This is a genomic window from Rhodococcus sp. 14-2483-1-2 (assembly GCF_002259405.1).
Taxonomy (GTDB): Bacteria; Actinomycetota; Actinomycetes; order Mycobacteriales; family Mycobacteriaceae; genus Rhodococcoides.
Genome location: NZ_NPFW01000008.1, coordinates 1 through 26,985 on the forward strand (window position 1 = coordinate 1; position 26,985 = coordinate 26,985).

Here is a 26,985-nt window from a genome sequence, read left to right on the forward strand (position 1 = left end):
CGTCGGGGTAGGGCGAACTACAGCGGCATTGCCCACATGGAACTCGAGCGCTCCTTGAATGCCGTGCAGTTCGCGTGTTGCTTGCTGGCCCGCTGGTAGAAGGTCTGTAACGGCGCAGTGGGTTCGGCGGGCTCCGGTGCGGGCGCAACCGGAAGATCGCTCAGTTCGAGCGCAGCGTCGAGAGCTTCCTCGGCCTCGATGCGTCGGGTGCGCGCCAGGTTGGACAGGGCGAGCTGGTGGATCGTCACGCGGTCGCCGGACTTGCTGTCCACCGTGGCCTGTCGGGCGACGGAGGCGTCGAGCTCGTACACCTTCGAGGCGAGTTGATAGATGCTGGGACGTTCGAGCTCGGCGTCCACCAGAGCAGGCTCGGCCAAGTGCGTAGATGCCTGTACGGTTCGCAATGCGTGCCGTGAGCCGGATTTCTGGGGCTTCGCCGACGGCCGCTCCAGTAGTTGCTCGAGCTCGGCGACCTCCCGATCTGCTGCCGGGTCCTTGGCCTGCGGTGCGACGAAGGGCACGATCGGTTCGAACGCGATCTTCTCCGACATTGTCACCAGCGCCGCGTTCTTGGACGGGATGAGCAGCGCGACGATCACGGTGCCGACGCCGAACACCACGGCGGCAACAACACTCGTGTGCACCACGGCGTCACCGAACGCCGCGACGGCATTGGCTTCGAGATTGTCGGCGAACCCACTGAGGAATGCGTTCTGGTCGCGGATGACGTCGGAGACGATCACCGCACCTGCCAGCGAATCCTGTGATGCAGCAAGCCCTTCCGCAGCCTGACCGGTGTACTGGCCGTTCGGTTGCTTTCCGGGGAACGTCTGCAGAAATCCTTCGATTCCCTGACGGTAGGACGCGGCGAGCACCGATCCGAGCACCGCGATGCCGAGCGAGCCGCCGAGTTCGAGGGCGGTGTCGTTGAGGCCGCCGCCCACCCCGAGCTTGCTGTCGGGGAACTCACCCATGATGGAGTCGGTGCAGGGCGAGACGGACAGGCCGATTGCCAGACCCAGCAGCGTCAGCACGGGAAGAAAGTCGGAGTACGTTGCCGTCGCATCGATTCCGATGAGCGAGACCACCGACAGCGTTCCGACGATCATGCCTGCGGTGACGGTGATGCGCGGTCCCAGTTTCGGCGTGAGCCACATCGTGATTCCGGATCCGACGAAGACTGCGCCTGCCAACGGCAGGAGGTGAACGCCGGTGGACACCGGGCCGTAGCCGAGAGCGAACTGGAGGTATTGGGCAACGAAGTAGATCGCACCGAAGGTGACGAGGAAGAAGATCAGCACCGCGAGGGTGGCACCGCTGAGGATGCGGGAAGAGAACATCCGGACGTCGAGCAGCGGATTGGGATGGCGCAGTTCCCATCCCACGAAGCCGAGGACGGACAGCAGTCCGACGAGCGCGAAGTACAACGGCCCGACCGTCCAGCCGAAGTGCATCCCCTCGATGATGGCGTAGACGATGGTCGACACGGCCAGCACCGACAGCAGTCCACCGATCCAGTCGATCGCACCCGGGTCGACGGCCCGTGACGGCGGGACCAGCACGACGGCTCCGACGATGGCGGCCAACGCAATCGGAACATTGATCAGGAACGTCGAGTGCCAGGTGAAGCTCTCGAGGAGCCAGCCCGCCAACAGCGGCCCGGCCGCGATCGCCAGTCCCGAGGTGGCCGCCCATACGGTCACAGCGGTGGCGCGCTCCCGTTTGGGGAAGGTCGCCACCAACAGCGACAGTGTGGCGGGCATGACGATGGCAGCGGCAACACCCATGACGATGCGGGCCAGGATCACCCCGAGGGTGGCGTCGGTGAGTGCCCCGGCCACAGAACCGGCGACGAAGATGATCAGGCCGAGAATCAGTGCGCCGCGGCGGCTGTAGCGATCTCCGATCACACCGCACAGCAACATCAACGACGCGTAGGGGACGGTGTAGCCGTCGATCACCCACTGCAGGTCGCTGCTCGTCAGGCTCAGGTCGAGTGTCATCGACGGTGCGGCGACCAACAGGGACGTGTTGGCCATGACCACGATCAGCAGGCTCAGGCACAACACCACCAGCGCCGACCAGCGTCGTGGGTACGGTTTGTGCATATCTTGGACAGGCGTCATCGCAAGCAGTGTCATCGTGTGTTCCCCCCCGTTGGCAAGGTGCGAGACACACCTTGCACAGTGCTGTGCAGCTTACGAAGCGTCGGCTAGGATCGGCAATCTTTTGTGGCGGCAACCACACTCCCCGCCCGAGATCGTGCTAGATGTTGTCCTGTGCGTAAGACGACGGAGTCGAGTTCGAATGCACGGGACGCATCAGCGCCGCCCGTGCAACGACGTGACGCCCGGTCCAACCGAGCGCGAATTCTGCATGTCGCACAAGGGGTCCTGGCGGACAATCCTGATGCAACCATCAACGACGTCGCAGCCGCTGCCGGAGTTGTCCGGCGAACCGTCTACGCCCACTTCGCCTCTCGCGAAGCCCTGATCGACGGTATCGCCCTCGAGGCAGCGGAACGAATTTCGGCTGCGCTCACCCGAGTTCCAGCCGCGGACGAATCGGCGGTGACGGTGTTCGTTCGGCAGACGCTGGCCCTGGCGCGCGTCGGAGATCAGTACCGGCTACTGCTCGCGGTCGCACGATCCGATCTGGGACACAACAGCATTCACGATCTACTGACTCCGATGCGCGAGTCGGCCGCCGCAGTCATCCGGCGAGGACAGCGCGAGGGTGTGTTCTCCTCGTACCTCGCGGCAGAAGTACTGATCCTCAACATCGAGGCCATTGCGCTGTCGATTCTCGACGCCACCAACGCCGGACTGATCGGCGACCCGGCGGGAGCGGCGACGACGTCGAGCCTGGTGCTGCTGGGAATCGCGCCGGAAGACGCGGAACGCATCGTCGCCGACGTTCGGTCGTCCGACTCGTCCGCTCGCGCCCGCTGAGAGCAGCGCGGACCGCGCGAATGACGAAGGCCCCGTTCGCGCGGTGTGGTGCGCGAGCGGGGCCTTCGGCCGAAGCGTGGTGGATCTAGGGAGCCGGGACGAATCCGGCGCCGAGTCCGTTGCCCTGATCGACGTTGCGAAGGATCGCGTCGAAGTTGGTGCCGACCTCGGGTCCGAAGCACGCCACGCCCAGGTAGGCGTTGACCATGCCGACGAGGGTGTTGCCGACGACGACCGGGCTGCCCGAGTCACCTTCGACGACACACAGCTGCGCCCAGGTCTCCTGCGACTGCAGGACGTCGCCGTACGCGAGTCCGCAGGTGTTGCCGGTGGTACGGCCTTCCTTGCAGACGATGTTCGGGAACGCCGTCGGCGGACCGACCTGCGAGATGGTCACGTTGCCGACGCGGTTGATCGGTGCGACCTTGTCACGCTGGAATTCGATGAGGGCGTAGTCGTATTCCGGGTTGGAGAACGCGATGCGGCCGACCTCACCGAGGGAGGTGTCGTACTCGGGGACGATGGAGGCGCCCGCTTGGCCACAGTGACCGGCGGTGAAGCCGACCAGGTTTCCGTTGCGGTCGTTACCGATCGTCGTCAGCGTGCACTCGGCCGCGCCTCCGACGATGATTCCCGAGCCGCCGCCGAGAGCAGCTGGAGTGGCCGCGGATGCGGACCCCACGCCGACGCTGGCTACGATTGCAGCCGCCCCCACGACGACGAGCATGAATTTCTTGAACATGTACTCCCTCTCAGCGGTGTCGGCAGAACCCTAGCAACAACAGGTGTACGAACACGAGCGAGTCGTTCATACGTCCTGCTCGAGGGCGGCAAGCGTCGTGCGCGCCTCCTCGAGTTGACGGCTCAGTTCTGCAACGCGTCGGGCGGCTTCCTCGCGCGCGTGGGAGATGACTGCCTCGACTGCGTCGCGTGCAGTGGGGTCGCCCAACTCTCGAACAGCGCGGCTCACCGACTCGGGGCTCACCGGTTGCGCTTTGGTGGGCCGCTTCGCGCCCTGGGTGACCGTGACCGACCAATCGTTGTCGGCCCCAGCATGGATGGTGACACTGATTCCCCCTGGAGCCTTCTTCGGTCGACGCGACGCCTGGCTCGGCGTGGGCACCGTCGAAGCGGCAGAAGTGGAAGGAGTGGACGCAGTCGGCGTTGCGGGCGCCTTCGGCGCAACGGCTGCGGGCGGTCGCTTCGGGGTCGGGGTCGGGGCGGACGCCTGCGGCTGTGCCGGCGCGGACGGCGGGATTCGCTTGGCCGCCACTCGTTTCGCCGGCGCGGGCGGTGTGGCGGGATTGCGGGTGATGCGCAGTTCCTCGGCCTCGTAGGGCAATTCGTCGTTGACGCCCTTCGGGCTGATCGTGACCGTGTTGCCGTCGATCGACACGACCTTCGCCGAGGTGCCGTCGGGCAGGCCGAGGCTCGGGTTCGGTTCGCGGAGATAGACGGTGGCCCGACGTCCCTCGGCGAGCGCCGCGGCCAGTGTCGCCAGATTCTCGGGAGTCAACGAATCGTTCACAGCGCGCCCACGGGGTGGCATCGACTACCGGCCTTTCTCGAAAGTGTTTGCGAATACTGTCGCACAGATGCTGGTGAGATGTGGCCGGGGCAGCGCAGGGCGCGTCGGATCGCCGCATCGAGAGGAGGTTACCTGTTAATCCAAGTAACTGTAACCGCAAGTAACTGTTACTTCGATTTACACTTAGATTTGGTTGGCCGAGAAGGCCGATGTCTCCGACTCTATACGACAGCCCTCGCGCGCGCCGCTCGAGTCCACCCGAACTGCCGTCGACCCGTACCGAGTACCGGTCGGTAGCTGCGCGCCTCTCGGTGAGATCGACGTCCGGGAACCGCCCTCGCCGAACCACCCTCGCGCGCGGTTTCTGCCGCGTAGCCTGGCGGCGTGCCTTCTTGCGACGGTACGGAAAAGGAGTCTCGATGTACCACCTCGACGCGGACGAGCAGTCGCTCAGCGACGGTCCGCACGTGTATTTGCTCGATGCCAAATCCACCCTCGAGGTTCAGGCTCTGAATCAGTGGATCGACGCCACCACGCCGGACGGAGAACCCCGACCGCCCTCGGTTGTGCTCTCCGGTGAGGCGAAAACGTCACTGTCGGACAGTGTTCGCGGATACGCCGACGATCCGCTGCTGATCCCACTGCGGGTGACGCTCTCCGATCGCAAGAACGGAATTCTGCACCGCATCTTCGCGCCCCGTGGTCGGTCCAAGCCCACGCAGGTGTGGCAGCGATGGGTGGCAGGCGACGACCCCGACCACTCCGCAGTTCTCGTCGGCGAGCCCGCGACGCTCAGTGATCTGCAGGACCGGTTCGAGCGCGGCGGCGGCACGTCCCTGTCGTCGTTCATTCTGCGTCAGGCCAGTCTGGCTCTGGACAAGGCCGAGCGCGGCGTCATCGGCTCCGAGTACAAGATCCCGCGCTTCGTCGTCGAGGACATGACGGAGCAGAAGAAGTTCCGGGACGGAATCACCGAACTCGCGGAGGAGGTCGGCCAGGATCGCGAGGCCGTCGACAAGCGCGTCCAGGACATCCTCGGCGAGATGGTCGCAACCGAGACCCGCCGCGCAGTCGAGATGTGGGGAACCCTCGGGGCCTACTTCTCGCGGGCGTACAAGGTGGACGTGGACCGCGATCAGCTGCAGAAGGTGCGCGAACTCAACAAGAACTATCCGTTGGTGTTCCTACCCAATCACCGCTCCTATCTCGACCCGCTCGTGCTGCGTCCGGCACTGTTGGCCGAAGGTCTGCCGCTCAACCACGTCATGGGCGGCATCAACGTCGGCTTCTGGCCGCTGGGCCCGATCGCCAAACGCAGTGGCGTCGTACTCATCCAGCGCAAGTTCTCCGACGCGATCTACAAGTGGACGCTGCGTCAGTACATGAGCTTCCTGCTGAGCAAGCGGTTCAACCTCGAGTGGTACATCGAGGGCGGCCGAAGCCGCACCGGAAAGCTTCGCCCGCCGCGGTTCGGTTTGTTGACCTATCTGGTCGACGCACTCGAGACCAGCGATGCAGAGGACGTCTATCTGGTTCCGACGTCCATCACCTACGACCGTCTGCACGAGGTCGGCGCGATGGCCGAGGAATCGCACGGCGCGAAGAAGCAGGCCGAGGGCATTCGGATGGCCATCGGCTACATCCGCGCGCAGGGCACGTTGCGCGGCAACGTGTATCTCAACTTCGGAGAGCCGATGTCGGTGGCGTCGATCGTCGCCGAGAACACCGACAAGCGAGTGGCGGTGCAGAAGATCGCGCTCGGTGTCTCCCACGCGATCAACGACGCGACTCCGGTGACGCCGGCGGCGCTGGTGACCATGGCCCTGCTCGGCATCGAGGATCGCGCCCTCAACGTCAACGAGATGTGGGCCATCATCGCCCCGCTCGCGCGGTACATCAAACGCCGCAACCTGCCCACCGCGGGAGGCGTGGACATCGCCGACGTCGACGTCGTGCGCTCGGCCGTCATCGCACAGGTCAACGCCAACGTCGTCAAGCGTTTCGACGACGGCCCCGAGCCCCTGTTCTATCTGGCTCAGGACAAGCATCTGGTGGCTGCGTTCTTCCGCAACAACGCAATCCACTTCTTCGTCATGCGCGCCATCGGCGAGTTGGTCGTTCTACCGACCAGCGGCGATTCGGCACCACTGACTCAGGAATCGCTGTGGCAGTCGGCACTGCAGTTGCGCGATCTGCTCAAGTTCGAGTTCTTCTTCGGCGACAAGAAGGACTTCGGCGAACGGCTCGAATCCGAGGTCGATCTCATCGATCCGGACTGGCGCACCCACATCAGCGACCCCGATTACGCTGCGCGACAACTTCAGTCACAGGATCTGCATCTGGCCCACCGCGTTCTGCAGCCGATCTTCGAGGCGTATCAGGTGGTTGCCGATCAGCTGATGTTGCTGCCCCAGAGCGGTGAGTTCGACAAGGCGAAGTTCATCTCGGAGTGCCTCGGTGCTGCGCAGGCCAGACGGCTTCGTCAGCAGCTCGATCACAGCGAGTCGATCTCCGGCGAATTGTTCGATACTGCACTGCAATTGGCGGAGAATCGCGATCTCGTCGATTCCAGTTCCGACGGTGTCGCACGCCGACGTCGAGACTTCGCACTCGAGATCGACGAGTGGGCACGCAAGGTGCGTACGATCCGCGACATGGCCCACCGCATGCTGCGCGAGGTGGAACCGATCTCGGCCCCCGAGGAGAACAATTCATGACCGAGTTCGACGATCGACTGATCGCGATCGCCGCCGCTCCACCCGGCCGAGACACCGTTGCGTTCTTCGATCTCGACGGCACCCTGATCAACGGATTCTCGGCCCGTGCAGTGTTTCTCGAACGACTCAAGACCCTCGACGTGACGGTCAAGGAACTGTGGGAGATATCGAGCGCCGTCGTCGAGATGCGGATGCGCAACTCCCCGGTCGACAACCTGATGGGCAAGGCCGTCCGCGGCCTGGAGGGCCGTCGGGAAGAGGATCTGATGGAACAGGCAGACACGCTGTTCCGCAACGAGATCGCGCCGATGATCTACCCGCAGGCCCGCATCCTCGTCGAGGCCCACCGCCACGCCGGGCATCGACTGGTGATGGCTACCTCGGCCACGCCGTACCAGGCGCTGCCGGTCCAGCAGGACATGATGTTCGAGACACTGTTGTGCACCACCCCCGTGGTCACCGACGGAATACTGACCGGTGAGCTGGTCGGCGATTCGCTGTGGGGACCACGCAAGGCACAGGCCGCGATCGACTACGCCGAACGTGAGGGAATCGCTCTCGCCGGCTGCTTCGCCTACTCCAACGGCGGAGAAGATGTGCCGCTGCTCGAGGCCGTCGGCCGCCCCGTCGCCCTGAACCCGGATCCCGAGCTGCAGCGGTACGCAGCGAAGAAGCAGTGGCCGTCGCTGACGTTGGAGAGTCCCAAGCGCGGCACCGATCTGACCTCCGCCGTGCGCAGCACCGCCGCACTGGGGTCGGTGCTGGCCAGTGCATCGATCGGACTGGGGCTGGGACTGCTCACGCGCAGCCGCCGCAACGGAGCGAACATCACGAGCACCATTGCGCCGGACATCGCGCTGACCATCGCCGGCGTCAAGCTCGACGTGACCGGGACCGAGAACGCGTGGTCGGCTCGGCCTGCTGTGTTCATGTTCAACCATCAGAGCACCGCCGACTCGATCATCGTCACCTCCATTCTCCGACGGGACATCACCGCGGTCGCCAAGCGAGAACTCGAACGCGACCCACGATTCGCACTGCTGGGGAGGATCTTCGACGTCGCCTACGTCGACCGTGGCGATCCCGCTCAGGCGCGGGAGGCGATGCGTCCGGCCATCGAGAAGTTGCACAGTGGCATTTCGGTCGCCATCGCGCCCGAAGGCACGCGGATGCCGACGTCGCGTCTCGGACGATTCAAGAAGGGCGGCTTCCACCTGGCGATGCAGGCCGGAGTGCCCATCGTTCCGATCGTCATCCACAATGCAGGCGACGTGATGTGGAAAAAGGATTTCACCGTCCATTCCGGTACCGTCAAGGTCACCATCGGCGAGCCCATTCCCACCACGGACTGGGAGCCCGACAAGATCGACGCCTACGTGGACGATGTCCGTTCCTATTTCGACAGAACGTTGGGATATGCCTGAGAACCAGATCAACTCGGTGGTGCAAGCGGAGATCGAACGCAATCTCCTGGGGGGCACCCCCAAGTACACCCGGTCCGACATCGTCGCCAAGTCGGGGCTGCCGCTCGAACGGGTCATCGCGCTGTGGATCGGCATGGGCTTTCCCATTCACACCGACACCGAGGCGGTCGTCTACACCGATGCGGACCTCGAGGCACTGAAGCTGATCACCGGGCTCACCGAGCAGAAGGTCATCAAACCCGAGATGGAGGTCGCCATCGCGCGCACCCTCGGTCAGTCGATGTCGAGGCTCGCGGAATGGCAAGTGGGCGTTGTGAACTCTCACATCCTCGAGCGCGTCACCAACAGCGACGAGGACAAGAACGACATCGTCGCCATCCGGCGCAACGCCAGGGATATCGCAGCCGAGACGGTCCCCACCCTCGAGGCACTCCAGGCGTACACCTGGCGACGACACTTGGCCGCGGCGGCCGGACGGTCCATCGCCGCTCCCGACGACGTCACCGACAGCCCCGTCATGGCCGTCGGCTTCGCCGACATGGTGGGCTACACCAGCCTGACGCGTCGACTCGATATCGGCGAACTCACGACTCTCCTCGAGGAGTTCGAGTCTCTGGCCACCAATATCATTGCCCGCGGCCGCGGTTCGGTGATCAAGAACGTCGGCGACGAGGTGATGTTCAGCGCGCAGACCCCCGAGGACGCTGCTCACATCGCGCTCGATCTGCAGGATGCCTTCGCCGAGCAGGAAGACATGCCGGACCTGCGGGTCGGGCTGGCCTGGGGCCCGGTTCTCGCCCGTTACGGCGACCTGTACGGGTCGGTTGTCAACATCGCTGCGCGCCTTACCAGTTCGGCCAATCCCGGAACCACTCTCGTCGATACCGTCATGACCGAGGAACTGCGACACGACTCGGAGTTCTACCTCAAATCGATTCGCTCACTACGAGTCAAGGGTTTCCACAAGCTCAAGCCCCATCGACTCAAGCGCAACAAGCGAGGCGGTCACCGGAGCGAGGAGTAGAACTCCAGGTGTCGACGCGCGGCCTCGTCCCACGTGAGGCTGTGTGCGAGCGTCAGGCCCGGTTGCGGATTCCGTGGTTCCCGCACGGCACGTTCGAGCTCGGCTGCCATGGTCGCCGTTGTGGACGCGTAGGTGACGCTGTCTCCGAACACTTCCCGCAGTACCGGTAGATCTCGCGCGACGACGGGAGTCGATGCGGCGAGAGCCTCCATGGCGGCCAGTCCGAAGCCCTCCTTGGTGGAGAAGAACGGCAGCACGGCGGCCTGCGCCACGAGGTGCGGCAACTCGTCGTCGTCGACGGTTCCGAGTATCACCGGCTCGATACCGAGTTCGGCTGCGCGGCGGTCGAACTCCGAGCGGTAGTCTCGATAGTCGAACAGCGTCTCGCCGCCGGCGAAGACCAGTCGCAGATCGTGCGCCCGCAGCCGGGCGAAGGCGTCGAGCAGATCGAGACTGCCTTTTCGTGGTTCGATACCTCCCACTGCGAGCACGTATCGGCCGAGCTTCTCGCGCCAGTGCGTACGGCCCGATTGCTCGGCTGCGGTGAATCTCTCGGCGTCGACGCCGTTGGGGATGACCGTGGGCTCGAATCCCCAACCACGGTGAACGTCGCTCGCCACCGCTGCCGACACGCAGATGCGCGCGTACGGGGCGGTGATCGCACGCTCGTGACACGCGGCCAGCTCGGGCGTGGTGAACTCGTCCAGGTGGTGGATGGTCCTGATGCAGCGGCCGACGGCATTGGCCGAGATGCAGTCCTGCGCATGGACGATGTCGTACTCGTCCGGCGTGAAGGCCTGCCGCAGAACATCGATGGACCGCAGTATGCGTTCGCCGACGCTCTCGTTCTCGCGCTGCTCGAACGGCACCATTCGCACGGTCACGGCTGGGTCGACGTCACGAAAGAACGTACTGTCGCCACCGCGGCCGAGAGACCACACCGACACGTCCTGCCCGGCGCGCGCCAGTGCCTCGGCCAGCGCCAGCGTGTGCACCACTCCACCGCGCGGCTTGGACGAGTAGGTCGACAGACTGATCTTCACTGACCCGGCTTCTCCTGCAACAGATTCGGATACGCATCCACCCGACGCTCCGCCAGGTGATGCAGCCCCCGGCGGGCTCGGTCGACCTCTGCGTCTACATCGATCTCGTGCACCGCAAGGCCACCTTTGGACCAGGTCCGCGCCAGGACGTCGCCACCGGGCCCGACGATCTTCGCCTGCCCGAGAAAGCGCAGGGAACCCATCACTCCGGTTTGATTGGACGAGACCAGTACCACCTGGTTCTCGGCGGCCCGGGCTGCGTCGTACAGATCGAACAGACGGGACTGCCGATCGTTCGGCAACGACGATGCCCGATCTGTCACGCTTGCGGGCCACGCAGACAGCGCCGCAATGATTCTCGCGCCGTCCAGTGCCAACGTCCGCGCCGACTCCGGGAATGTCTTGTCGTAGTCGATCAGCATCCCCATCCGCCCCACCGGGGTATCGAACGCCTCGAAGTGGTCACCGGCCGCGTAGGCGAGCGACTCCCCGAGCGGCTGGTGCACCTTGCGGTGACTACCCAGAATGCCGTCTCCCGTCAGACAGGCGGCAGCGTTGTACCGCAACCCTTTCGACAGTTCGGTGTACCCGATGCAGATCGTCATGTTCCCGGCTGCGGCGATGATCGCCGCCAGTTCCGGGCCGTCGGGATCGAGGGTGGGCGGGAGTTCTGCGGGATCCGGATTGCTCAGGCTGTTGATGTAGCCCCCGAGGGACGCGTCGGGCAGCACCAGGAGATCGATGCCTTCTCGCGCCGCACTGGAGATGATCGTGGTGATCTTCAGTACGGCCCGGTCGACATCTCTGCCGAAATGCGCTGCCAGCGCGCCGATCTTGATGGGGGCCACGGAACTCTCAGACCATCTGGCTCTGCGGCTGCGCCGAGCTCTGAGACTGCTCGGTGTTTCGCGACTGCACGGCACTGATCTCGAGGCCGATCTGATCGGCGAGGAACTGCGCATCTCGGGCCACCGAGGCGAAGCGTCCCGAGCCCCAGGTGTGCTGCCACGGCAGGCCCAGGAAGTACAGGCCCGGCACCGAGGTGACGCCGCGGTTGTGCGTCGGGTGACCCTCACCGTCGAAGGCACCGACCTTCAGCCATCGGTAGTCGGTCCGGAAGCCGACCGACCAGACGACGGCCTTGATGTCCGCGGTAGCGAGGTCGAGTTCGGTGGTCTCGATCTCCGGACGCCACACCGGCACGTAGCGATCCTCGGTGGGAGCACTGATTCCGTCGCGCTCGATGTAGGCGTCGATGTTGTCCTTGATGCTTTCGGCCACCCGATCCGCTGCATCGAGAGATGCCCCGAGAGTGGGTGCGAACTGTAGAACGCCGTCCTCGACTCCGAGCAGTCGGCCGTAGAGTTGCATCCCCTCGGTGGCGAATGCGCGCAGGTCGATGTCTCGACCACCGTCACGTCCGGTGACGTAGTGGTTCGTGTTCTCGCGTTTGCCGACGCCGCCGGGTTGATCTTCGATGGAGACATCGTAAACCCCCATGTCGTGCAACCAGGCGACACAGTCGCGCCCACGATAGAAGCGTGCGACGCGGGGAGCGGTGCCTGCCACCAGGTGGACGCGTCGGCCGTCGAGGTGCAGGTCCTCGGCGATCTGGGCTCCGGACTGTCCGGTGCCGACCACCAGCACGTCTCCGTCCGGGAACTGGTGTGACCCGCGGTATTCGGAGGAGTGGATCTGGACGATCTCACGTGGCAGCTTCTCGGCGAACCTCGGGATGGTGGGGATGTGGTACCCACCGACGGCGACGACGATCTGATCGGCATGCATGGGGCCGGCGGAGGTCTGCAGATCGAAGCCACCTGCCGCAGACTGGAGTGCCTGATCGACCGAAACATGCTCTCGTACCGGCGCAGCGAAGCTTTCGGCGTAGCGGCGTACGAAGGCATGGACCTCGTCGCGCTGCATGAACCCGTCGGGATCGTCACCGTCGTAGGAGTATCCGGGAAGTGCGCACTGCCAGTTGGGCGTGACGAGTGTGAAGTTGTCCCAGCGGGAGTCCTTCCACTCGTGCGCGATCGTGTCGCGCTCCAGCACAACATGGTCGATGCCCCGCTGCGTCAGATGCCAGCTGATGGACAGGCCCGCCTGGCCGCCGCCGATGACGATCACGGAGTGGTTCTCTGTCACACTGTTCGGATTCACAGCAATTCAGCTCCCGACATGCTCAGTACGCGAACGGCACCGGCCTCGTACGAGGTACTGACACCGTGAATCTCCTCCATCTGCTGTGCGGCCGAGGTGCACCGCATGCCGAACTTGGCGAGCACTCGATCGCTGGCGATCGTCAGTGCCTCCGACGTGCGCTGCACGAACTCCGCCACCGGGTACTCCTCGCCGGGCGTCAGGTAGTCGTGCATCACCAGAGACGGTGAATAGCAGGACTGTTCGCGTCCGTCGGGCCATCGAACGAGGAACGACATCTCAGGCATGGATCGGCTCCTTCGTGATGGTCCGGTACACGGACGGCCGACGATCGCGAAGGTTGTACATCCCGCCGCCCCGTGCTGCGCCGATGAGGGCAGCGATGTCGACGGTGGCCGTCGCCAGGCCCGGTTCGACGCCCGTGCCCGCGAGGATCTCTCCTCCCGGCCCGACGATCTTTGCGCTGCAGACGAATCGAAGAGATCCGAAGGTACCTGCCTGATTGGCTGCGACCCAGATGATCTGGTTCTCGAGAGCGCGGGCTCTGTCGTAGATGTCGAACCGCTGCTTCCACCGGTCCTCCTCCATGTTCTCGACAGTGGCGGTGCGTGCCGTCGGCCAGGCGGAGATGGAGGCGACGATCTCGGCACCGTCGAGCGCCAGTTCCCGTGCTGCCTCGGGGAATCCCTTGTCGTAGCATATTTGCATGCCCATGCGGCCGATCGGAGTGTCGAAGGCGGAGTAGCTGTCTCCCGCGTCGTAGCAGAGGTTTTCACCGAGCGGCTGGTGCACCTTGCGGTACGAGCCGAGGATTCCGCTGCCGTCGACCGTCACTGCGGCGTTGTAGCGGGTGTCGCCGTCCTTCTCGCAGAAGCCGAAGGTGACGACGGTATCGCCCGCCATGTCGATGACCCGCCTGATCTCGGGCCCGTCGAGTTCGAGAGCCGGAGGCAGTGCCTTCAAGCGACGCTGCCGAGACTCCTCGGTCTCGTCGCCTCCGCCGAGGCTGGGCAGGTAACCGCCGAGGCAGGCTTCGGGCAGGACGAGCAGTTGGCTGCCGCGATTGCGCGCTTCCTCGAGCAACGCGGCGATGGTGGCGTAGCTCTGTTCCATGTCGCGCCCGAATTCGGCTGCGGCAACGGAGATGGTGATGGCGTTCATGCTTCTCCCAATCCGGTCACGGTGGACGTGACCGCGCGAGTGGTGATTCCGTCGGGCCATCGCAGCGCGACGCCCGGAATGTCGGTGAGCTCTCCGCAGACTGCGGATAGTGCAGGTCCGGACGGTGCAGTGGGTGCACCGGGACGGTCCGCGGTGATCATCGCGAACCCTGGAAAACACGTGATCCATTCGCCCATCGACGCTGCGTCGGGCTTCGGTATCGAGGCGATGTCGAGTACGGCGCCGGTTCCGCTCGCCTCGGCGAGCATTCCGGTGGTGCCGGCCAAGCCTGCCATCGAGACGTCCTTGGCGGCCTTGGGTGCGGTGCGGGCGACGAACGACGCCATTGCCGTCAGTTCGTCGGAGTTCCGACGAGAGGACGAATCCCATTGCTGACCATGGTATCCGCGTCGCCACTCCCCTTCGATGTCTGCAGTCAGCGTCAACCGATCGCCGACGCTTCCGCCGCCCGCCCGTACCGGTTGCGAGGTCCGGCCGAGCGCGGTGACCGACAACGACGACGGCACCCCGGCCTGGGTGTGGCCACCGAGCACCGGAACCTGCCACGCTGCAGAGGCATTGGCGAGACCGCGAATGATGCGAGTCAGTCGGGACTGTGTGGGCGCTCCGACGGAATCGAGCATGCCGACGGCTCCTGCCCCCATCGCCGAGAGGTCGTTCAGATTGACCAGCGCGGCACACCAGCCTGCCCACTCCGGATCGCGATCGACCATGGACGGGATGATGGCATCGCACGCTGCGATCATGTCGCTGCCCGGTACCGGAACGCCGTCGTCGCCGCGAAACCCTTTGGCACCGAGGCCGAGCGGCTGTGCACGAAGGGGTGCGAGTACCCCGGCGAGCATCGCCTTGGTCGACGACACGAGCCGTTCGATGCGGTCGATCGGCCAATACATCGCCACGTGCGGCGTGTTGGCCACCACGACGTCGCCGCGGCGAATCCACCCGAGGCGGGCGAACAAGTGCTCGTTGCCCTTCTGCACCGTCGCGTCGAAGCGAAGCACGCCTCGACTCTCGGCATGGGCGCAGGCTGCCCGAACAAGGGCAGGCCCGACACCGGCAGTGCGCGCCGCGGCAGAGACCACGAGACGGCTTCCGGCCCACCACCCCAAATCCGTTGCCGTGCATGGTGCTAGCCGAACTCCGCCGAGCACAGTGCCGTCCCGGTCGGTGGCGACCAGAACGACTGCTCGCGGATCGTCGTCCACGTCGTCGTGATCGGTGCCGGCGAACAAGCCCTGTTCGGCAACGAAGGTCGCTCTCCGGAGCGCACGATAGGCGTCGAGTTGCACTGCGCTTCCGCACGGTTGGACGATGAAACCGGGCTCGACGACAGTGGTTGCGGTACCTGACAATCCGGCAAGGTCGCCCGGTTCTACGACACCGAACATGTCAGCCTCCCGCGTTCTGCAGAACGCTGCACGCACCGCACGCCGCGCAGCCTGCCTTCTGTTCGGATCCGAGCATCGCCGCGGCCTGAAGCTCCTTGGCGACGCGTCGGGTGACGTTTTCGAGAACGTCCCGGCCGGGGGCCGTCGCGCGGTCGACGTCCACCGCCAACGTTCCGGCGAGCGGACGGAACGGAACGACGAAGGGGTAGACACCCATCTCGATGAGTTCCGCTGCTCCGGCGACCAATTCGTCCGGATCCTCGCCGAGGCCGACCAGAATGTACGTCGAGACCTGGTTGCGTCCGAAGATACGAACCGCTTCTTTCCACGCAGCGCGGTACTCGTCCATCGAGACCGACGCCTTGCCCGGCATCCACCGGCGTCGAACGTCGTCGTCGAGAGATTCGACGTGGATACCGATGGATTCGGCCCCGGCGTCGTACAGATCCTGAATGGTCTGCAGGTCGCCGGGAGGTTCGCACTGCACCTGAATCGGCAACTGCGGAACCACCGCCTTGATGGCGCGCACACAACGGGCCAGATGACGGGCACCGCGATCCTTCGCGGCCGAAGTGCCTGTCGTCATGACCATTTGGGTGACGCCGTCGAGCCGCACCGCACCCTCGGCTACCTCGGCGAGTTGCGCCGGGGTCTTGACGGCGATGGTGTCGCCGGCGTCGAGCGAGGCCTCGATGGAGCAGAAGCGGCAGCGTTGATCGGCGTCGTACCGGATGCACGTCTGCACCACGGTCGTAGCGAGAACACTGGAGCCGTGGAGCTTGGCGATCTTCTCGTAGGCGATCCCGTCGGCGGTGGTGAGGTCGTAGAACTTCGGCCGGTCGACGGCCTCGACATCGAGACCGATGTCGTTGCCGTCGAACAACACTCGACCCTCTTCGAGTACGTACGGGCTGAGCGGATTGCGCGGGATGGCTGCGCCGAGGCCATTGATGCGGACATGTCCATCGTCACTCGGGCCGGCACCGGCAGTTCTGGACACCGGCGTTGCTCCTCGAATTCCGAGCAACGCCAGATCCACACGCGTAGAGATGGACATCGGGATCCCCTAGACCATGTAGGTCGAATTGATGATGGCACCCTTGCGCGCGTAATGGATCAGCGCGTCCTGCACGTCGAGGGGGTGGGCCGGGATGACACCCTCGATGAGGTCCTCTTCGCGGCCACCGTGCAGCGCGAGCCCGAAGCGGCAGCAGAACACGGTGCCACCTTCGGCGATGAACGTCGCGAGCGAATCGTTGATGTTCTGCTCGCCCGGGAAGCCGGAGTCACCGGTCGTCGGAAAGCCGCGAGTGGCAAGGCAATTGATAGCGCCCGGGCCGTAGAAGTACATAGCCGACTCGAAGCCCTTACGCAGGGCGCGCGTTGCCTGGAGCACAGCGACGAAGGAGACCGACGACTCGTGCGCGATGCCGTGCACCAGCGTGAAGTAGCTCTCGCCGTTCTCGGCCTTGTAGTCGGGGAAGATCTTGGTGGAGCCGTAGATGTTGCTGCCCTTGGGGAGTGAAGGGTGCGGGATCTCTTCGAGGGACTTCTTGATGTTCTCGGCGATGGACTGGTCGAGGTCTGACACGGGTGTCTCCTGAGGTTCGCAGAGCTGGCTGAATGCAGTGGGCAACTACTCGAGATGCGGTGGACACCGATGGCCACCTGAGGAAGAGAGGTCATGTCCGGCGAAAGAGCAGATCCTCTTCGGCCATGGAACAAGTACAAGCCCCATCCATTTCCGATTGGTCACGCTCGGAACAACTCCGTGTTGCCAGGGCCTCACAGTGTTGACGTGGTGTTACGCGACTACTGTGAAGACCGGTCCACCTATCCACTGCGAGCAGGACGAGGAACTCGATGATCGGCGCCGTCACCGGCTTGTTGTATGCGTTGTCGCTGGTAGTGGGCATCTGGGTGCTCGCGAAGCTCGCCATGAACCGACCGGTCCTGTTGAAGAACAAGTCCGATCGAGCGTTGTTCTGGACCATCGCCGCCACCGAGGCCGTCGTCGCGCTGCAGGCCGTGATCGGGTTCGTCATGATGTTCACCTCGGACCGCGAGATACACCGGCTGACGTTCGGGTCCTACCTCGTCGGGCTGCTGTTCCTGCTCCCCCTCGGCACGTGGTGGTCCCTGGGCGACCGCTCCCGCGGCGGCACAGCGGTTCTCCTCGTTGCCGTCCTCACCCTCGCGGCCATGGTGCTGCGCCTGAGCCAGATTTGGGCCGGATATGCCTGACAACCTCCAGCAAGCCACGCGCACCGGATTCGGGCGCTTCCTCATCGCCGTCTACGCCGTGTTCGCCGTCGCCGCGACAGCGCGCTCGATCGTGCAGCTGACCACTCGATTCGACGACGCACCGGTGGCGTATCTGCTGTCGGCTTTCGCGGCAGTCGTCTACATCGTCGCCACCGTAGGACTGGCGCGAGCAACAGAAGCATCCCGACGCGTGGTGACGGTCTCCTGCATCATCGAACTCGTCGGAGTCATCGGCATCGGCACCCTCAGCTACATCCAGCCCCAGGACTTCCCGGAGCCGACGGTGTGGTCGCACTTCGGATCCGGATACGTCTTCATCCCGGTCATCCTCCCCATCGCGGGACTGTGGTGGTTGCGAAAGACTCGACAGCAGTAGGGGTCCGACTACGTCGGAAAAGGGTGGGCGGACCGACACGCATCCGTCCTTCATATCCGCTCTGGGAGATGGGACCGACGCGACCGAGGACTACCTGTTCCAAGTCCGGCCGGAGAGGGAGTGATGCAACCTCAGTTCACCGAAGTCGTCCGACCGCGCGTGGATCATCCAGCTGCGTCCCTACCACGGGGTACCGACAAACTTTGATTTCCCAATACTTTTGTGGGGCAATAGTTTTCGATTGCACTACGGTTGCCAGTCGAACGCGCGTTCGATACACTTGCTCACATGACCACGGGGATCTGGCAACTGAGCGAGAGCGAACTGCTCGCCGATGCCGCCTCGGTCTCCCACCGGATCCAGTTGTTGGAAGCCCGGCGGATTGCTCTCGTCGCCGAGATCGACACCCGCGTCTCGCGGGAGAAGCTCGGCTTCCCAGGGCCTGCCGGTTGGCTGACCTCCACCACCCTTCTCTCACCGTCCAAGGCCACCAAGATCGTCGCCCTCGCCCGCGGCATGGCTGCGTTTCCCGACATCGCCGACGCCGTGAACACAGGAGTCATGACGATCGACCATGCCGCCCTGATCCTGGCCTTCGCCGAAACACCCCCGGAGAACCTGCCGGAAGAGGGTCGCGATGCCGCACGTAAAGCTCTGATCAAGGCTGCGACCGGGCCCGACGCTCGTACCGGCCGGATCCGTGCAGCGATCACCAGACTCGAAGACAGCTTCGGCAGCAAGAAACCACCCGCCGAGGACACCGACCGCAACGAACTCTTCGCCTCCACAACCCTGAACGGTCGGCTGGTACTCAAAGGTGACTTCGATGCGATCACCGGCGAAAAGCTGCTCACCGCACTCTCACCGTTGACCGAACCCCACCCCGCCGCCGACGGCGGCCAAGACGACCGCAGCCCCGCCCGGCGCAGAGCCGACGCCTTCGGACACATCCTCGACCACTACCTCGCCTCCAGTGATCGCCCCATCGAAGGCGGAGAACGCCCGCACCTGAACCTGCACATCAGCCTCCGCGATCTCACCGACCTCCGCGACAGCGCCGACGCCGACGACATCACCGACGACGAGAACACCCGCACTGCAACCGAACCCGCTGCCGGGCCTACCGCCGATCGCGGCGCTTACAGGGACTTGTTCGGCGACGGCACTTCGGTCGGGTGGCTGCCGTGGATGGGACCCCTCTCCCGCAACACCTCCCGTCAGTTGGCGTGTGATTGTGTCCTCACTGCCATCGTGATGGACGAGAACGGCAACCCGTTGAACCTCGCCCGCACCGCCCGTACCGTCACCGCGAAACAACGTAAAGCTCTCACCGCCCGCGATCAGGGCTGCGCGTTCCCCGGCTGCGGAAAACCTGCCGCCTGGACCGAAGGCCACCACATCTGGCACTGGGGCGACGGCGGCCCCACCGACATGAACAACCTCGTCCTACTCTGCGGCTTCCACCACCGCCTCATCCACCACTCCGATTGGGAAGTGTTCATCGGCACCGATAGCCACCCCTGGTTCGTACCACCCGCATCCGTGGATCCCTACCGGCAACCGAGACCATCCCACGCCCGCGCAGGCCCCCACATCGCCTGAACCCCCAGAAGAGACTCCAGCCCCGCACCGAGAACACGGTGCGGGGCTGGAAGAGGTTGTCGTGCAGCTACTTCAGCTGAGACCTATCAGCTCAACGCCGCCAGGTTCGCGACGGATTTCTTCACATCGGTGTCGAGAGCCCGCGCCACCACCGATCCCACCGGACCGAAGAGCACACCCCCACCGAACTTCGCATCGAGCGTCAGCTCCGAACCACCCTCGGCCTCACGCACATGGACAGTCAGCGAAATCCTCACCCCGCCCTTGCCGCGGCCGGACATCTCGATCAGCTTCGGCTCGTCGTACTCCGTGAAGGTCCAGTTGATCGTGTTCTTGAAGCCCTTCACCTTCACCAGTGACTCCACCTCGGTACCCTTGCCGACCTTTTTCGGCGGTGGACTGCACCACCCACCGTGGATGGTCATCCACTCGTCGAACCGGTCGAGCGCGGACGCTTTGTCCCATGCGCCCTGCGGATTCTCGGGCATCTGTACCGAGACACTGATCGTTGCCATGAGATCGAGCCTGTCACAACTCTCCCGCATCTTCAGACGGCGGCCGTTAACCTGAGACGATGGCCACGCTCGAGATCGAAGGTCGGAAGGTCTCCGTCACCAACCTCGACAAAGTGCTGTTCCCCGAAACCGGCACCACCAAGGGCAACATCATCGAGTACTACGTTGCCATCGCACCCGCCATGCTGCCGCACCTCGTCGGTCGAGCCGTGACCCGCAAGCGTTGGCCCAACGGCGTCGACCAGTCGTCGTTCTTCGAGAAGAACCTCGCCGCGTCTGCCCCCGACTGGCTCGATCGGCGTTCGATGCAGCATTCGGACCGCGTCGTCACCTACCCACTGTTCTCCACCGCAGCCGATCTGGCGTGGCTCGGTCAACAGGCAGCCATCGAAGCGCATGTGCCACAGTGGCGGTTCGACGGCACCGAACCCGGACCTGCCACCCGCATGGTCTTCGATCTCGATCCCGGTGACGACGTGGATCTTGCCCGATGCGCCGAAGTGGCCTGTGAGATACGGGATCTGATCGGCGATATCGGGATGACCGCATTTCCGGTCACCAGCGGCAGCAAGGGAATCCACCTGTACGTGCCGCTCGAGAAACCACTGTCGACCTCCGGCGCATCCACGGTCGCCAAACGGGTTGCCACGCTGCTCGAAGAGCGCTCCCCGGACCGGGTCACGGCCACGATGGCGAAGGCGAAGAGAACCGGGAGGGTGTTCGTCGACTGGAGCCAGAACAACGGCAAGAAGACGACTGTCGCCCCGTACTCGCTCCGCGGGCGAACGCTCCCCACCGTCGCGGCACCACGTACCTGGGACGAGCTGGAAGCGTCGGGGCTGCAACAGCTTCGGTTCGAGGAGGTCCTGGAGCGATTTCAGGACCTCGGCGATCTACTGGCACAACTGGACCCCACCGTGGACTCGGCCCCCGAAAGTAGCCCTGTCACAGACAAACTCGGCAAGTACCGCAGCATGCGCAGCGCCGACAGAACACCCGAGCCGATACCGACCACCACCGAGCCGCAGGGCAACAACGACACATTCGTCATCCAAGAGCACCATGCCCGACGGTTGCACTACGACTTTCGACTCGAACACGACGGCGTCCTGGTCTCGTGGGCCGTCCCCAAGAACATCCCGGACGATCCGAAGCAGAACCGGCTGGCGGTACACACCGAGGACCACCCGCTCGAGTACGCGACGTTCTCCGGTCGGATACCGAAGGGCGAGTACGGCGGCGGCGACGTCTCGATCTGGGACAGCGGAACATACGAACTCGAGAAGTGGCGAGACGACGAGGTCATCGTCGTCCTGCACGGTAAGAAGGCGACCGGGCGCTTCGCCCTGATCCGCACCAAGGGCACTCAGTGGCTCATGCATCTGATGAAAGACGCACCCGACGCCCGAGCGACTCCGGAAGAACACACGCCGGAAGATCCCACACCCAAGAACATCGCACCGATGCTCGCGACCGCCGGCGACGTCCTCGATCTCCCGGATGACGAGTGGTCGTTCGAGGGCAAGTGGGACGGGTTCCGCATCGTCGCCGAACTCACGCACGGTTCGATGACGCTGCGCACGCGCAGCGGCAACGACTACACCGAGAAGTTCGGCGCACTCCAATCTTTCGCAGACGACCTGGCCGAGCACGACGCCGTCGTCGACGGGGAAGTCGTCGTGTTCGACGACAGCGGCGTCAGCAGTTTCGAGAAACTGCAGAACGCCACCCGTGACGACATCCGATTCATCGCCTTCGATCTGCTCTATCTCGACGGCACGTCACTGCTGCGCAAGAAGTACTCGGATCGACGACGGCTGCTCGAACTACTGACCACCGGACTCGACTCGGTGCTGGTGCCTCCGCGACTGACAGGTTCCGCCGCGGACGCCGTCGCGGAGAGCCGAGAACGGGGCTGGGAAGGCGTCGTCGCCAAACGCACCGACTCCGTCTACCAACCCGGCAAGCGCGCCCATACGTGGATCAAGCACAAGAACTGGCGAACGCAGGAGGTCGTGATCGGTGGGTGGCGTCGAGGCCAGGGTCGTCGTGCGGGCGGCTTCGGCTCCCTGCTGATGGGGATACCCGACGGTGACCGACTGCGCTACGTGGGACGCGTCGGAACCGGGTTCGACGACCGTGCGCTCGATACACTCGCTGCCCTCCTCGCCCCGCTCGAGGCGTCGGACAGTCCCTTCTCTTCGATACTGCCTGCGGCCGATCGGAACGGAGCGGTATGGGTCGAGCCTGTACTCGTCGGCGAGGTGCGGTTCTACGAGGCGACGGAATCCGGCCATCTGCGGCATCCGAGCTGGCGTGGTCTGCGCCCGGACAAGGAACCGAAGGCGGTGCGTCAGGAATGACGAGAATGCCCGGGTGAAAAACTTGGACCCGATCGAAGAAACAAGGATAGGGAACGTACGGTTGCCATAAAATGAGCGGATGCGTACCGTTGCGCCCATCGTTTCTGGGGGAGCGTAACAAGTCACGCATCATCAGCTATATCGGTTTGCGGGCCGGCTCTACGGGGGCTTGCCAGATCGCCGCAGCGCTCGTCGCTTCGGTTCAGGCACGGAGGGGTTTTCGACATGCGGGTTCTCAAGTTGGCAGGCGCTGTCAGCATGACGGCGGTTGCAGTTCTGTGTTCGTCGCTCGTCGGCGCAGGTCACGCTGCTGCTGCGCCGTTGTACCCGACGCCTATCGCGGACGGCTTCTACTCTCCGCCCGTGGATCTCGACGCGCTCGCACCGGGCGACGTGATCTCCAGCCGCCCGATGCCACCGCCCCCCGGATTCTTCGGCGTGGACGTGTGGCAGCTGAATTTCCGCTCCACCAATTCGGCCGGTGATCCCATCGCCGCAATCAATACCGTGTTGGTTCCGCAGAACAAAGCACCGAATGGCCCATTACTTTCCTACCAACACATCATCAATGCACTCGGTCTCGAATGTGCACCTTCACAAGCACTCTGGTCGAACGACCCCAATCTTCAGATTCGTGAAGCACCAGCTCTGAACGCGGTGCTGCAGCGCGGCTGGACGGTAGTGATCGCCGATCACCTCGGACCCAACAGCGCGTACGGTGCCGCCAAGCTCGGCGGGCAGATCGTGCTGGACAGCATTCGCGCCACTCAGCGCTTCGATCCCATCCAGGTTCAGCAGAGCCCGGTTGCATTGGCCGGCTACTCCGGTGGCGGAATGGCCACGGCATGGGCTGCTGCGCTTCAGAACGACTACGCCCCCGAGCTGAACATCGTCGGCAGCGCGAACGGTGGCGCTCCGATGAACCTCGAGCGCATGGCCCGCGATCTCGGTTTCGCTCCGCACCCCATGTTCGGTCTGGCGTTCGCTGCCGCGCTCGGTATCGAACGCGAGTACCCCACCCGCATCCCGATCAGCTCTCAGCTCAACCCGCTCGGTAAGCAGATCGAGAGCCAGATCCAGAACGGGTGCACCAACGACATCATCGCGGCAGGCGCGGGCAAGAGTGCCATGGAGGTCGCGGGCACGCTGGACCTGATCAGCAGCCCGGAGGCGATCGCCGCAGTCAACGACAACAGCGTCGAGCTGTACCCCGGCGTACCGAAGGCACCGTACTTCGAGTGGCACAGCCCCTCCGATGCGTTGATCCCGGTCAGCGCCATCGACAACACGATCGCCCGATACTGCCGCGCCGGAGTGCTGGTGACCGAGGTGAAGGTGCCCAGCAACGATCACCTGACTGCGGCAGTGCTCGGCCTGCCTCAGGCGCTCGAGTGGATCGACCAGCGGTTCGCCGGAGTACCGGCTACCTCCAACTGCTGATCGGGTCGCCCGACGCCTGGCACCTGATCCAAGCTTCGATGGGTCGGTTAGGCTAACCTCGCTAAGTTCTGCTGCGAGGAGATCCCATGAAGAAGACCGTCCAGCTCGTTGCCGCCGGTGCCTCCGTTCTGGCACTGGCTGCCGGCTGTTCGTCCGATGCCGACACCGACGCATCCGGTAGCACCGGTAGCGCCGCCGGCTTCCCGGTCACCATCGATCACCGATTCGGTGAGACGGTCATCGACACCGAGCCCACCCGCGTCGTAACGATCGGATTCAACGAACAGGACTTCGCACTCGCGCTGGGCGTCAAGCCCGTCGCAACGCGCGGCAACCTGAGCTACGACTACCGGCAGCGCCCCTGGGCCCAGGAGGCGCTGGGCGGCACCGAGATTCCCGAAGTCGGCAGCACCGATCTCAACCTGGAGCAGATCGCCGCACAGGCACCCGATCTGATTCTCGGCCCGTACTCCTTCATCGACCAGGGCCAGTACGACACCCTCTCCGGGATGGCTCCCACGATCGCCGACATCGGCGGCTACGACAACGTGCCCGCGGCAACGTGGCAGCAGGAATTCGCGGTCGTCGGCGAAGCGCTCGGCAAGTCGCAGGAAGCCCAGGACCAGACGGCCGAGCTCGAGCAGAAATTCGCCACCACCGAGGCCGAGAACCCCCAGTTCACCGGCAAGTCGCTGTCCCTCGCGTTCGTCATGGACGACGGCAGCTACCTGCTTCTCGGCAAGGACGACATCCGCGCCCTGTTCTTCACCGACCTCGGCTTCGAAATTCCCGACGCCTCCGAGACCATCAGCCCGGAGAATCTCGACCGACTCGACACCGACGTCCTCGTCATCGCCGGCCAGGGCCGCGAGCAGCTGCAGGCCAACCCACTACTCGCCGCCCTCGACGTCGTTCGGCAGGACCGCACCGTCTACATCGGCTCCTTCAGTACGGACCTACCCTCGGCCCTCGGCTACTCGAGCCCACTGTCGCTGGACTACGCGATCGACGGATTCACCCCGATGCTCGCCGCCGCAACCGACAACGACCCAGCGACCGTCGTCCCCGACCCGGCATAAGGTCACTCCGCAGGCTCCGCTCCCGGTTTCGTGAAGGTCACTCCACCTGCGCGAACTGCGTCCGATGCAGCTCCTCGTAGCGGCCACCCGCCGCGAGGAGCTCGTCGTGCGTGCCGCGTTCGGCGACTCGCCCGTCCTCGATCACCAGGATCACGTCCGCAGCCCTGATGGTCGACAGCCGATGCGCGATGACCACCGACGTCTTACCCTCCAGAGCCTCGGCCAACGCGGCCTGCACAGCGGCCTCCGACGTCGAATCCAACGATGCCGTTGCCTCGTCGAGGATGACGACCCGTGGCTGCGCGATCAGCAGCCGTGCGATCGTCAGTCGCTGACGCTCACCACCGGAGAGTCGGTACCCGCGCTCGCCGACGACGGTGTCCAGGCCGTCGGGCAGGGAGCGCACGAGGTCCGCGAGCCGCGCCCTCGAGAGCGCGTCCCACAGTTCGTCGTCGGTTGCATCGGGCCGCGGCAGCAGCAGATTCGACCGGATGCTCTCGTGGAACAGATGCCCGTCCTGGGTCACCATTCCCACTGTGCCGCGGACGGATTCGGCCGTCAGGTCCCGCACGTCGACGCCTCCGAGCCGGACCGCACCGCCATCGACGTCGTACAGCCGTGCGATCAACTGCGCGATCGTGGACTTGCCCGCGCCGGACGTACCGACCAACGCGACCATCTGGCCGGGTTCGGCGCGGAACGACACCCCGTGCAGAACCTCCTCTCCCCCGCGCGAATCCAGGGTTGCGACCTCCTCGAGCGACGCGAGCGACACTTTGTCCGCGGACGGGTACGCGAACCTGACGTCGTCGAGTTCGACGGCCACCGGACCGGGCGGCAGAGCTTTCGCGTCGGGCTTGTCGGTGATCAACGGAACGAGATCGAGAACCTCGAAGACCCGCTCGAAGCTCACCAACGCGCTCATGACCTCCACCCGGGCACTGGCAAGCGCGGTCAAGGGCGAGTACAGCCGAGCCAACAGAAGTGACAGTGCCACAACCGAACCCGGGTCCAGGCTCCCGCTGAGGGCGTAGAAGCCGCCCAATCCGTACACCACGGCGAGAGCCAGTGCCGAGACGAGCGTCAGCGCCGTCACGAACACCGTTTGCACCATGGCACTGCGCACGCCGATGTCGCGCACCCTGGCCGCCCGCACCGCGAACTCGACCGATTCCTGGTCGGGATGACCGAACAGTTTCACCAGTGTTGCTCCCGGAGCCGAGAACCGCTCGGTCATCTGCGTACTCATCGCCGAATTGTGCGCTGCCGCTTCGCGTTGCAGCCGCGCGAGGCGTCGACCCATCCGACGCGCGGGAAGCACGAACACCGGCAGCAGAACCAATGCAAGAAGGGTGATCTGCCAGGAGATTCCGATCATCACCACCAACGTCAGCACCAGGGTCACGAGATTGCTGACGACACCGGACAGCGTGGTGCTGAATGCGCGCTGCGCCCCGATCACGTCGTTGTTGAGTCGGCTCACCAACGCACCGGTGCGGGTTCGTGTGAAGAATGCGATCGGCATCCGCTGCACGTGGTCGAACACTGCCGTCCGCAGATCCAGAATCAAGCTTTCGCCGATATTCGCCGAGAGCCATCGATTGATCAGACCGACCACTGCGTCCACCACAGCGATCGCCGCGATCGCCAGGGCCAGCAGCACCACCACACGAAGCTCTCGCCCGTCGACGATGGCATTGACCACCCGGCCCGCCAGCACCGGCGTCGCCACCGCAAGGACGGCCAGGGCCACGCTGAGCACCAGGAATCCACCGAGGGCGCGGCGATGCGGTGCCGCGAACGTCAGAATCCTGCGAGCCGTCTCCTTGGAGAACGACGACTGGGTGTCGGGCCTGTTCATCGTGCGATACATCTGGTTCCAGGCGGTCATCTCCATACTCATCCCACCAACGTAGAACCTC

General features: G+C 64.7%; 23 protein-coding genes. 10 read left to right on the forward strand and 13 right to left on the reverse strand.

What is annotated here, in order from left to right:
• Positions 1–17: 17 nt before the first annotated feature.
• A complete protein-coding gene (locus CH295_RS07925; protein WP_094740339.1) occupies positions 18–2,141 on the reverse strand; it encodes an MFS transporter in 2,124 nt (707 codons plus the stop codon).
• 192 nt (positions 2,142–2,333) lie between these two features.
• Between CH295_RS07925 and CH295_RS07930 the strand changes: the two genes are divergently transcribed.
• Positions 2,334–2,951, forward strand: a complete 618-nt coding sequence (locus CH295_RS07930) for a TetR family transcriptional regulator (protein ID WP_037194793.1) — start codon at positions 2,334–2,336, stop codon at positions 2,949–2,951.
• A gap of 85 nt (positions 2,952–3,036) precedes the next feature.
• On the opposite strand, the gene CH295_RS07935 is transcribed toward CH295_RS07930, so the two are convergent.
• Together CH295_RS07935 and CH295_RS07940 are read right to left on the reverse strand one after the other, a co-directional pair.
• Positions 3,037–3,693 (reverse strand): chymotrypsin family serine protease, encoded by a 657-nt coding sequence (locus CH295_RS07935; RefSeq protein WP_037194795.1) that lies wholly within the window; start codon positions 3,691–3,693, stop codon positions 3,037–3,039.
• A gap of 66 nt (positions 3,694–3,759) precedes the next feature.
• Positions 3,760–4,500, reverse strand: a complete 741-nt coding sequence (locus CH295_RS07940; RefSeq protein ID WP_094740341.1) for a DUF6319 family protein — start codon at positions 4,498–4,500, stop codon at positions 3,760–3,762.
• Positions 4,501–4,898: 398 nt separating this feature from the next.
• Between CH295_RS07940 and CH295_RS07945 the strand changes: the two genes are divergently transcribed.
• The 3 genes from CH295_RS07945 to CH295_RS07955 are packed head-to-tail and all read left to right on the forward strand — an operon-like array spanning position 4,899 to position 9,644.
• Complete coding sequence (locus tag CH295_RS07945; protein WP_094635075.1) at positions 4,899–7,196, forward strand: glycerol-3-phosphate 1-O-acyltransferase; 2,298 nt, start codon at positions 4,899–4,901, stop codon at positions 7,194–7,196.
• Positions 7,193–8,620 (forward strand): HAD-IB family hydrolase, encoded by a 1,428-nt coding sequence (locus tag CH295_RS07950; RefSeq protein WP_037194802.1) that lies wholly within the window; start codon positions 7,193–7,195, stop codon positions 8,618–8,620. Before CH295_RS07945 ends, CH295_RS07950 begins: the two co-directional genes overlap by 4 nt.
• Positions 8,613–9,644 carry an adenylate/guanylate cyclase domain-containing protein gene (locus CH295_RS07955; RefSeq protein WP_094740342.1) on the forward strand — a complete coding sequence of 344 codons (1,032 nt, stop codon included), beginning with the start codon at positions 8,613–8,615 and terminating at the stop codon, positions 9,642–9,644. The genes CH295_RS07950 and CH295_RS07955 overlap by 8 nt, the downstream gene beginning before the upstream one ends.
• Here the strand turns inward: CH295_RS07955 and CH295_RS07960 are convergent.
• Genes CH295_RS07960 through CH295_RS07995 form a run of 8 tightly spaced genes read right to left on the reverse strand, consistent with a single transcriptional unit; the run spans position 9,626 to position 17,014 of the window.
• A complete protein-coding gene (locus CH295_RS07960; RefSeq protein ID WP_094740343.1) occupies positions 9,626–10,687 on the reverse strand; it encodes an MSMEG_0565 family glycosyltransferase in 1,062 nt (353 codons plus the stop codon). The genes CH295_RS07955 and CH295_RS07960 overlap by 19 nt on opposite strands.
• Positions 10,684–11,535, reverse strand: a complete 852-nt coding sequence (locus CH295_RS07965; protein ID WP_037194809.1) for a carbon-nitrogen hydrolase family protein — start codon at positions 11,533–11,535, stop codon at positions 10,684–10,686. The genes CH295_RS07960 and CH295_RS07965 overlap by 4 nt, the downstream gene beginning before the upstream one ends.
• A 7-nt stretch (positions 11,536–11,542) precedes the next feature.
• Entirely contained in the window at positions 11,543–12,835 is a 1,293-nt protein-coding gene (locus CH295_RS07970; RefSeq protein ID WP_094740452.1) for an MSMEG_0569 family flavin-dependent oxidoreductase, read from the reverse strand.
• An 11-nt stretch (positions 12,836–12,846) separates the two neighbouring features.
• A complete protein-coding gene (locus CH295_RS07975; protein ID WP_094635070.1) occupies positions 12,847–13,137 on the reverse strand; it encodes an MSMEG_0570 family nitrogen starvation response protein in 291 nt (96 codons plus the stop codon).
• A complete protein-coding gene (locus tag CH295_RS07980; protein WP_094740344.1) occupies positions 13,130–14,011 on the reverse strand; it encodes a carbon-nitrogen hydrolase family protein in 882 nt (293 codons plus the stop codon). Before CH295_RS07980 ends, CH295_RS07975 begins: the two co-directional genes overlap by 8 nt.
• Complete coding sequence (locus CH295_RS07985; RefSeq protein WP_094740453.1) at positions 14,008–15,423, reverse strand: MSMEG_0567/sll0787 family protein; 1,416 nt, start codon at positions 15,421–15,423, stop codon at positions 14,008–14,010. The genes CH295_RS07980 and CH295_RS07985 overlap by 4 nt, the downstream gene beginning before the upstream one ends.
• 1 nt (position 15,424) lies before the next feature.
• Positions 15,425–16,480, reverse strand: a complete 1,056-nt coding sequence (locus CH295_RS07990; protein WP_094740345.1) for an MSMEG_0568 family radical SAM protein — start codon at positions 16,478–16,480, stop codon at positions 15,425–15,427.
• Positions 16,481–16,489: 9 nt separating this feature from the next.
• Positions 16,490–17,014, reverse strand: coding sequence for an MSMEG_0572/Sll0783 family nitrogen starvation response protein (locus CH295_RS07995; protein WP_027495238.1), 525 nt, complete (start codon positions 17,012–17,014; stop codon positions 16,490–16,492).
• Positions 17,015–17,286: 272 nt separating this feature from the next.
• Between CH295_RS07995 and CH295_RS08000 the strand changes: the two genes are divergently transcribed.
• From CH295_RS08000 to CH295_RS08010, 3 genes are all read left to right on the forward strand, one after another.
• Positions 17,287–17,667: a hypothetical protein gene (locus CH295_RS08000; protein ID WP_094635067.1), complete on the forward strand. Its 381-nt coding sequence runs from the start codon at positions 17,287–17,289 to the stop codon at positions 17,665–17,667.
• The gene (locus CH295_RS08005; RefSeq protein ID WP_037194821.1) at positions 17,660–18,064 is read left to right on the forward strand and encodes a hypothetical protein; all 405 of its coding nucleotides are present in this window, start codon (positions 17,660–17,662) and stop codon (positions 18,062–18,064) included. The genes CH295_RS08000 and CH295_RS08005 overlap by 8 nt, the downstream gene beginning before the upstream one ends.
• Before the next feature lie 288 nt (positions 18,065–18,352).
• Positions 18,353–19,666 carry an HNH endonuclease signature motif containing protein gene (locus CH295_RS08010; RefSeq protein ID WP_094740346.1) on the forward strand — a complete coding sequence of 438 codons (1,314 nt, stop codon included), beginning with the start codon at positions 18,353–18,355 and terminating at the stop codon, positions 19,664–19,666.
• Between the two features lie 86 nt (positions 19,667–19,752).
• On the opposite strand, the gene CH295_RS08015 is transcribed toward CH295_RS08010, so the two are convergent.
• Positions 19,753–20,181, reverse strand: a complete 429-nt coding sequence (locus tag CH295_RS08015; protein ID WP_032396781.1) for a type II toxin-antitoxin system Rv0910 family toxin — start codon at positions 20,179–20,181, stop codon at positions 19,753–19,755.
• Positions 20,182–20,240: 59 nt separating this feature from the next.
• Here CH295_RS08015 and CH295_RS08020 point away from each other — a divergent pair, with 59 nt between their 5' ends.
• From CH295_RS08020 to CH295_RS08030, 3 genes are all read left to right on the forward strand, one after another.
• Positions 20,241–22,544, forward strand: coding sequence for an ATP-dependent DNA ligase (locus CH295_RS08020; RefSeq protein ID WP_094740347.1), 2,304 nt, complete (start codon positions 20,241–20,243; stop codon positions 22,542–22,544).
• A gap of 225 nt (positions 22,545–22,769) precedes the next feature.
• Positions 22,770–23,984: a lipase family protein gene (locus CH295_RS08025; RefSeq protein WP_037194829.1), complete on the forward strand. Its 1,215-nt coding sequence runs from the start codon at positions 22,770–22,772 to the stop codon at positions 23,982–23,984.
• 86 nt (positions 23,985–24,070) lie between these two features.
• A complete protein-coding gene (locus CH295_RS08030) occupies positions 24,071–25,063 on the forward strand; it encodes an iron-siderophore ABC transporter substrate-binding protein (RefSeq protein WP_094740348.1) in 993 nt (330 codons plus the stop codon).
• Positions 25,064–25,100: 37 nt separating this feature from the next.
• Here the strand turns inward: CH295_RS08030 and CH295_RS08035 are convergent, their stop codons facing one another.
• Positions 25,101–26,966 (reverse strand): ABC transporter ATP-binding protein, encoded by a 1,866-nt coding sequence (locus CH295_RS08035; protein ID WP_094740349.1) that lies wholly within the window; start codon positions 26,964–26,966, stop codon positions 25,101–25,103.
• Positions 26,967–26,985 lie beyond the last annotated feature (19 nt).